The following is a 7,261-nucleotide window of genomic DNA, read 5'->3' as shown; positions in this document are numbered from 1 at the left end:
CCGCCCAGGGATGAGCAATTAGAATTACCCGATGTGGAATCGCAACCCAGTGATGAGGAACCGTTGGATGGGACACCCACAGGCGATGAGCAAGTGGAATCGCAACCGAGTGACGAGCAACCGTTGGATACTACACCGCGCGGCGATGAGCAAGTGGAATCGCAACCGAGTGACGAGCAACCGTTGGATACTACACCCAGAGGCGATAGTCCATTACAATTACCCGATGTGGAATCGCAACCCAGTGATGAGGAACCGTTGATGGATGGTGAAGTGCCTGCAGGGAGTCAGTCTCAACCGTTAGAGGAGGGGACGGAAGGGCAGAGTCAGCCACTCCCAGTGGATGGAATGGAATCGATGGAGGTTGTCCCGCCCACGGGAGAGGGGGCAGAAGCGTTAGAAGGCACCACGGACGCCAACCGCGAAAGCGCCCCATCGGACGAGGAATCGGTGTCGGAGGATGAGGAGGAGTCGCCTGCGGAGACTTGAGGATTTTCTGTATATCACATGCGGGAAATCGCCGCCTGCGGCTGAATCTCACTAAAAATAAAAAAGCACGAAAAGCCCGCTGAAACGGGCTTTCTCTGGTTTATACTTTGTGCAAAATTGCCACCGCCAGAACTATTGCGGTGGAGAGGAGGGCGCGCTATTCCACGCGAGTGACTTGACCCAAGCGGGTAAAGCGAATTTCAATGCGGCGACGGCGTTCGTCGGGATTGCGATTGACATCAGCGAAACCGCCGGTGGGAGAGACCAATTGCGCAGCGGAATAGGGACGAAATTCCAATCCTTGCAAGCGCCCTTCGGTGCGTTGAATCCCTTGCAAAATTTGCACGACCGCCAGGGCGCGCATCAATCCCAAATCGGCATTAGAACCGGGGACTAATTGATTGACTTGTGTGTTCCCAGTGGCGACTTTTTCTAAATTGCGGTCTAGATTACTGTCGCCGACGTTATTGGGTTGCCCGTCGGTGTGTCCGATGACCTCGACCACATCGATGTTATATTGTTTGGCATTGGCCTCAATTTGCGGCACTAACTGAGTACGGACGTAGGTTTCCAATCCCTGGGGAACGGAGGCACTTCCGGATTCAAAGCGATAAACCCCGGTATCGCGAATCACGATAATTGGCGGTGCTTTCGGGGTGGCAATTTCCTGTTCTAATTGCTGTTCCAGGGTTTGATTTTGTTGCGATAAGGTGCGGTTTTGTTGGGCTAAAACTTGGGTTTGTTGGGATAAGGCATTGAGTTGAGCTTGGGCGGAGGTGGCGCGTTGTTGTTCGCGTTGTAAATCGGTTTGGAGTCCGAGGAGTTGTTGCCGCAATGTGGCTTCAGTTTCGCGCAAACTGGAGATAGAAACTAGGGGTTTAATAATCGCCAGCAGCAGCAGAAAGCTGAGAATCATAAAAGCATTGGACATTAAGTCCGTAAAGGCGGGCCAGACATCGAAATCTTCTGGCATTTCGTGACGGCGCGATCGCGTTTTTAACATTAACCTTCCTCTTAACGAATCACCTTAGTCTGGATTAGGGGATGGATTGTCCGGTGGAAACGGTGGGGAGAGACGCCGGATCTGAGGCGTCTGTCTAACAGGGGGTTGCATCAACATCTCGGTTGCATTGCTGGTTTATCCTACCCAGGGAAAGCGGATTTAGGATTCTTGGTCTGTATCTTCTTCTTCCCAGTTTACCAAATTCCGATTAAAGGGGTTGGGGGGGGATTTTGGGGACGGGGGGGTACTGACCTGAGTGGTTTGATTTCCCGAGGATTTTTCTGGCTCTAGGTTATTGACAATTTGATTGAGTTGTGATTGAACGGTATTCAAGTCTTGGCCGATTTTGGAAATGCGGCTGGCGACTTGTCCTTGAGAATGATTGGCGCTACCTTGTTCGTGCATGGAAGCTACCAGGCGATCGCCTAATTTTTGCATTCCGAGTCTCATTTCTTCGGTAAAAAGTTTCAGGGTATCTACCAACTGCGAGAGTTCGGAATGCATTTCGATAAAGCGGTCTGTTCTTCCGGCTAACCGCTTTTGCAGGGTATCGAGGGTTTTGAGAACGGAATGGAAAATCTGGGCGCTTTGCTGCATTTCGCCAATCACTTCGCTAAAGCTTTGTTGATTGGTCTGGGTTAATTTTAGCACTTGGGCGGAATTTTTATTCACGCGGCCCACTTCTTCGCCGAGGTTGATAATTTCTTGGCTGGTACTTTGCAAGGTAGCGATCGCGACTTGCAATCCTTGGGTGGATTGATTCAATACGGAGGCGGACCGGGCCAAATCGCGGTGGGTACTGGCTAAATTTTCCGTAGAACTCGACAGTTTATTGGCAAACTGACTGCGTTCGAAGACTTGCGCCGATTCGCGGAACATGGTTGCGCCGGACATAATGGCGCTGGTGGATTCCATCAAGCGGTTATAAACCTGGGTAGCGAGGTGATTCGCTTGGCGGTTTCCTTCGTTAATTTCGTGAATGGTTTCGCCTAAAGAGGAGGAAACGGCATCTTTCATCGACGTGGAAAATTTGCCGGTAAATTCTACCAAGAAGTTTTCCAGGCGGTCTACTGCTTTATCCAGGGGCGATCGCTTTCCAAGTCCCGGCCCATAAACATTATCGATATAATCTTCTAAAGCGCTGACGAGTTGATATTTGGCGATGCTGGTATTCCGCAATAAATTGACCACGGTCAATATGGCACTCGCCGCTACCGCTGTCAAACTACTAATAAAGGCGACCCCCATGCCTTGCAGGGGTCTTTGAACTTGGGCTACTAAGTCGTTAATATTTCCCACTCCCCCAAATTCGTTAATGGTACTGCTGAGTTCGCTGAGGTTGATAGTAATGCCTAAAAAGGTACCCAACAGTCCGAGGGCGAGCAATAAATTCGGCAAAAAGCGACAAAAATAATCAAGTTGTTCGGTTTTCAACAGATGCTTGCTATAAACTTGGTCGATGAGCGCTGCTGTATTGATGCGCTCTAAGTTTGGACTGGATTCCTGACAGCGAATTTCGATTTCTTCAACGAGTCTGGGTTTTTTGATGCGGGTGTCTTGATGAATCAGACTCCGGACTCGCGAGGCTAAGGAAATCAACCGCTGATAAACGGAAAACCGCAGAACGATCGTAATCACGGTAAGAAGAATCAGACCGAGGACAAAACCGATAAGGTAAGGGGGAAGCAGTACAGAAGCATCTGTCCACGGCGAAAATTGGCCGAGGAAAAATTTCCCGATAGTCCCTGGGAGGATAGAATGAGTCATGGCGGATTAACCTGAGAGTTTCTATGCTGAAAATCTGGGCGGTCAAGCTCCAGGCGCGATCGCCGCGATCGGAACTGACGAGATTGGAAATATCTGATTGGTGCAGCAATTTTGCCGTAAGATCTTCGACAGTGACCCATCCTCACCCGGAATGGTGGGGGTCTGCTGAAGTGCTGCACGCACTATTCCAACTCTCGCCGCCCTTCTAGCGCTCGTGCTAAGGTGACTTCATCGGCATATTCTAAATCGCCCCCCATTGGTAAACCAAACGCGATCCGCGTCACTCGCGTAAAGGGTTTGAGCAGTTGTCCCACGTAAAGGGTGGTGGTTTCTCCTTCCACACTGGGACTAATGGCGATAATCACTTCTTTGGTTTTTTGCTGGGTGACGCGCCGCACCAAGGGTTGGATGGAAAGTTGTTCCGGTCCGATGCCATCCATCGGGGAAATCGTCCCTCCCAATACATGATAAACGCCGCGATACTCCCGGGTTTTTTCCAAAGCAATGACGTCGCGAGAGTCGGAAACCACGCAGATTAAATCTTTGTCGCGGTTGGGGGCGCGACAGATCTCGCAGATGGGGTCTGCACTCAGGTGAAAGCACTCTTTGCACAAACCCACCTGTTGTTTGGCTTCGAGTAAGGCTTTGGCTAGTGCCTCTACCTCGCGATCGGGTCGTTTTAGAATATGCAAAGCCAGTCGTTGTGCCGTTTTTGGCCCAACTCCAGGCAAGCGTTGCAGTTGCTCTATCAGACGAGCGAGAGGACGAGTATAAACGGTAAGCCTCCTTGCTAGGAATTACTAGAGCGTTTGGTTTATTTTACCAATTTCTGGACCTAAATCGTCGGGGTTGTCACTCCAAACAGGGTTCGCTCTTAAATCCGCTATTGCCACTAACCCTGACGTGACAAGAAGATTTGATGGATCCGCTATTATTTCCTCGGTTGTTTTCGATCGCGTTTCCGCTTCCCCCGGCGCTGGCTTGCGCGAAAATTGCGCCCTCCACGGTATTGTTTTTAATTATCACATTTTCCATCGAACTTTTCCGATTGTTGGTGTCGGCATTGACGTAAATTAATGAGGTATCGCTGATACTATTTCCCAAGCGATTTTCGCTAATTTCTACGTTTTTCATCGAAGGAACTTTGTAAAGTCCGATGTAGGAATTTCCCTGGTTGTTGCGGATTGTCGCCCCATTGATTTTGGTACCGCCGCAACATTCCTGAATCAAAATTCCTTCGCCATCTACGCTTAAATAGCCGGTATCCATCACGCGATGCCGATACACTTCATAGGTGTTGTCTTCGATGCGAACGTTCCATCCAGACCAATCGATCGCCCGGTTTTCTAGGGTCACGGCCCCGCGCGGCTGTTTCAGTCCGGTGGGATGGGTCCACCACTGTTTCCCGGATTCGTCCTTGACGAGGTTACTTTGTATAGTCAAACCGTCGCCGGCTCCCATAATTGCCACTCTCATTGTGTGATATACCCAGTTGTCTCGAATGACGATTCCCTTGCGAAACAGCCTCGGTTCGCTGTCTGGGTCGGCGTTGGGTTTAAACCCGCCCGCTTTGGAACGATTCACCACGATTCCATAGTGATTGCCGTAGTGAAAGGGTACTTTGTTCCCTTCGGCATAAGTGACCACCGCATCGCCGTCGATGGTTTTGACTTTATATCCCGGTTGGTTGTAGTTGTCGGTAATGTTATCGTTGACGCGATTATTGGCGACTAAAACATTCGCATGGGCGTGAACTTTGATGTTGCTGGCAAAGCGATCGCTATAGCGCATCCACCCTTCTTGAAATGAGCGATCGGGTACCCCTTTATCGGGGCGCGCCACGTTGTTGCTGCGAACTCCAAATACCACGATATTCTCATTCGTGGCATTGTCTTTATTATTCACAAAATTAATCGCCGCCCGATTAACATCTACGTTGATTAACCCAATATTACTATCCTCATTCACCGATTGGGTAGAAATGGTTTTAAATGCAGTATCGTTCGGCGTTCCATCTCCGGATAGTTTCGGTTCGTATTTGGGAAAAACCAATTGCGTCGGCGGACGATACTCTCTGGATTTCGCATCCCTAACTTCCGGGTTTTCCCCGCGAATCACTACCCCATTTTTTAATTCGATGCTGTCCTCAAAGTTATACGTTCCTGCTGGAAAATACACCACTCCTCCGCTTTTTGCTGCGGCATCTCGCGCGGCATTGAATTGTGCGACCATTGTGGCAGCGCTGAAGTCTTTGATATTATAAACGCAGTCCCATTTGATTTTGTTCGTCCAGGGATAGGCGTCGTTTCCATAGGCGGCGGCGATCGCATTGTCTGTCGGTCCGCCGCGATCGCTGCCACAATTGGCATTGGATTTTCCCCACCCGATAAATGTCTCCCTTTCCCCTGATTCCTCCGCCTCTGGCGTATTGGTTGCCCCACCCTCGGCAGAAATTGTGGATTCACTGGGCAAATTTTCTCTGGCTATCGGTTCCACTGACGCCGATTCTGTGCTAAGCTGGGTACTGTAGTGGGTAATGGCCGAAATTCCCACAATCAAGCTGAGGGTTAACCCCGCTAAACAGACAAATTGCCAAAATTTTCGCCACTGCGGATTTAAGCGTTTGATGTGTTTTATCATAAAAAACGTTGAAGAATGTTAAAGGTGATAACAGACAATAAACCAAAGCGCGATCGCGCTTTAGATTCTTCTCTTAGTTTAGCAACTGACGCAACAATCCGAACAGTGGCGTGGGTTATAACTTACTACTGAAATAACAGATTGACAATTTGACAAAACGGGTCTCGACCCAGGATCCGAAGGCGGATCCGCTGTAGTCTATTTCTCTCGAACCAGAAACAGAGAAAAGGTGCGAAAATGCTCAATTCTCTGTTTCTGCTGTGTCAATTTGCGATAATAAAATCCGTGGAGGCGATCGCGGTGGGTGGCAGATTGTCCAGAATGGCGAGAATTTGGGTATCGAAACGAATCAAGGTGGCGTTGTTGCCCGCCGAAAGGGTGAGATCGGCAAAGGTTAAACCACCTGTCAGGGCGATCGCATCGATACCGGGTTCAAAGTCGAGAATGAGATCGCGGCCCAGAGTGGTTCCGATAGCAAAGCGATCGCCGCCCATTCCGCCCCACATCGTATCATCTCCCGCGCCACCACAGAGACTATCGTTACCGCGATCGCCAAACAGTATATCTTCGCCGGCGTCGCCATAAAGGCGATCGTCATCTTTGCCCCCGTGGAGGGTATCCTTACCCGAACCGCCCGCCAGAGAGTCGTTCCCCTGGTTGCCATTCAGGAAATCATCTCCAGTTCCACCATAAAGCATATCGCGCCCTTCCGTATCGGGAATGGCAGGATTTTGGGTTCCGCCATACAGGCGATCGCTGCCCAAATCTCCCATTAAGATATCGTTGCCCAAATCTCCCCAGATTTCGTCATTGTCTTTTCCCCCATAGGCGATATCGTCATCTTGACCGGCAAAGATAATATCCTCACCTTGATTTCCCTGGAGGAAATCCCGCCCCCAGTTGCCATAAATTGCATCGCGATCGCTGAAGGGATTCTCTTCGGTTTCGCTACCGTTGCCCCCGGTAATGATATCGTCACCGCCCATTCCCTGCAATGTATCATGTCCATCCAATCCGGCGATCGCATCATTGTCATTTCTCCCCAAGATGAAATCATCGGCAGAATTGGTGGGAAAATTGCTGGCATTGTTAAAATAAACCAGAGGTGGTGCTGGCATCGGCGGCAGGCAAACCGAATTTATTGTTTGCGGATTTTGTGCATTGTTATCGTTCCCGGGATTAAAAGCATTAGAGGGACTGTATGGCGCGATCGGAGGTGCAGAGATTAATTCCGGGCGATCGGAATTATCGATATTGCCAGAATTGTCCGAATTATCGATATTGTCAGAATTGTCGGAATTATCGATATCCCCAGAATTGTCGGAATTATCGATATTGCCAGAATTGTCGGAATTATCGATA

At 49.7% G+C, this 7,261-nt stretch carries 6 protein-coding genes and 1 pseudogene; 2 read left to right on the top strand and 5 right to left on the bottom strand.

The features are described from left to right. A partial coding sequence (locus LKK83_RS00955) for a hypothetical protein (protein ID WP_324628852.1) occupies positions 1–489 on the top strand: 489 nt, incomplete at its 5' end. A gap of 157 nt (positions 490–646) precedes the next feature. Here the strand turns inward: LKK83_RS00955 and LKK83_RS00950 are convergent. Further along, entirely contained in the window at positions 647–1,492 is an 846-nt protein-coding gene (locus LKK83_RS00950) for a hypothetical protein (RefSeq protein WP_324628851.1), read from the bottom strand. A gap of 159 nt (positions 1,493–1,651) precedes the next feature. Further along, the gene (locus LKK83_RS00945) at positions 1,652–3,259 is read right to left on the bottom strand and encodes a hypothetical protein (protein ID WP_324628850.1); all 1,608 of its coding nucleotides are present in this window, start codon (positions 3,257–3,259) and stop codon (positions 1,652–1,654) included. Positions 3,260–3,282: 23 nt separating this feature from the next. Between LKK83_RS00945 and LKK83_RS00940 the strand changes: the two genes are divergently transcribed. Further along, entirely contained in the window at positions 3,283–3,468 is a 186-nt protein-coding gene (locus LKK83_RS00940) for a hypothetical protein (protein ID WP_324628849.1), read from the top strand. Here the strand turns inward: LKK83_RS00940 and recR are convergent. The 3 genes and pseudogenes from recR to LKK83_RS00925 all read right to left on the bottom strand — a co-directional run. Next, entirely contained in the window at positions 3,442–4,011 is a 570-nt protein-coding gene (gene recR / locus LKK83_RS00935; protein ID WP_324628853.1) for a recombination mediator RecR, read from the bottom strand. The genes LKK83_RS00940 and recR overlap by 27 nt on opposite strands. Before the next feature lie 100 nt (positions 4,012–4,111). Next, entirely contained in the window at positions 4,112–5,899 is a 1,788-nt protein-coding gene (locus LKK83_RS00930) for a glycosyl hydrolase family 28-related protein (protein ID WP_324628847.1), read from the bottom strand. A gap of 263 nt (positions 5,900–6,162) precedes the next feature. Next, positions 6,163–7,261, bottom strand: a pseudogene (locus LKK83_RS00925) (hypothetical protein); the annotation flags it as partial.

The organism is Phormidium sp. CCY1219 (genome assembly GCF_035615515.1).
In the GTDB taxonomy this organism is placed as follows: domain Bacteria; phylum Cyanobacteriota; class Cyanobacteriia; order Cyanobacteriales; family Laspinemataceae; genus CCY1219.
Note: the sequence above shows the minus strand (reverse complement) of the source record. Positions and strands in the feature narration are given on the sequence as shown.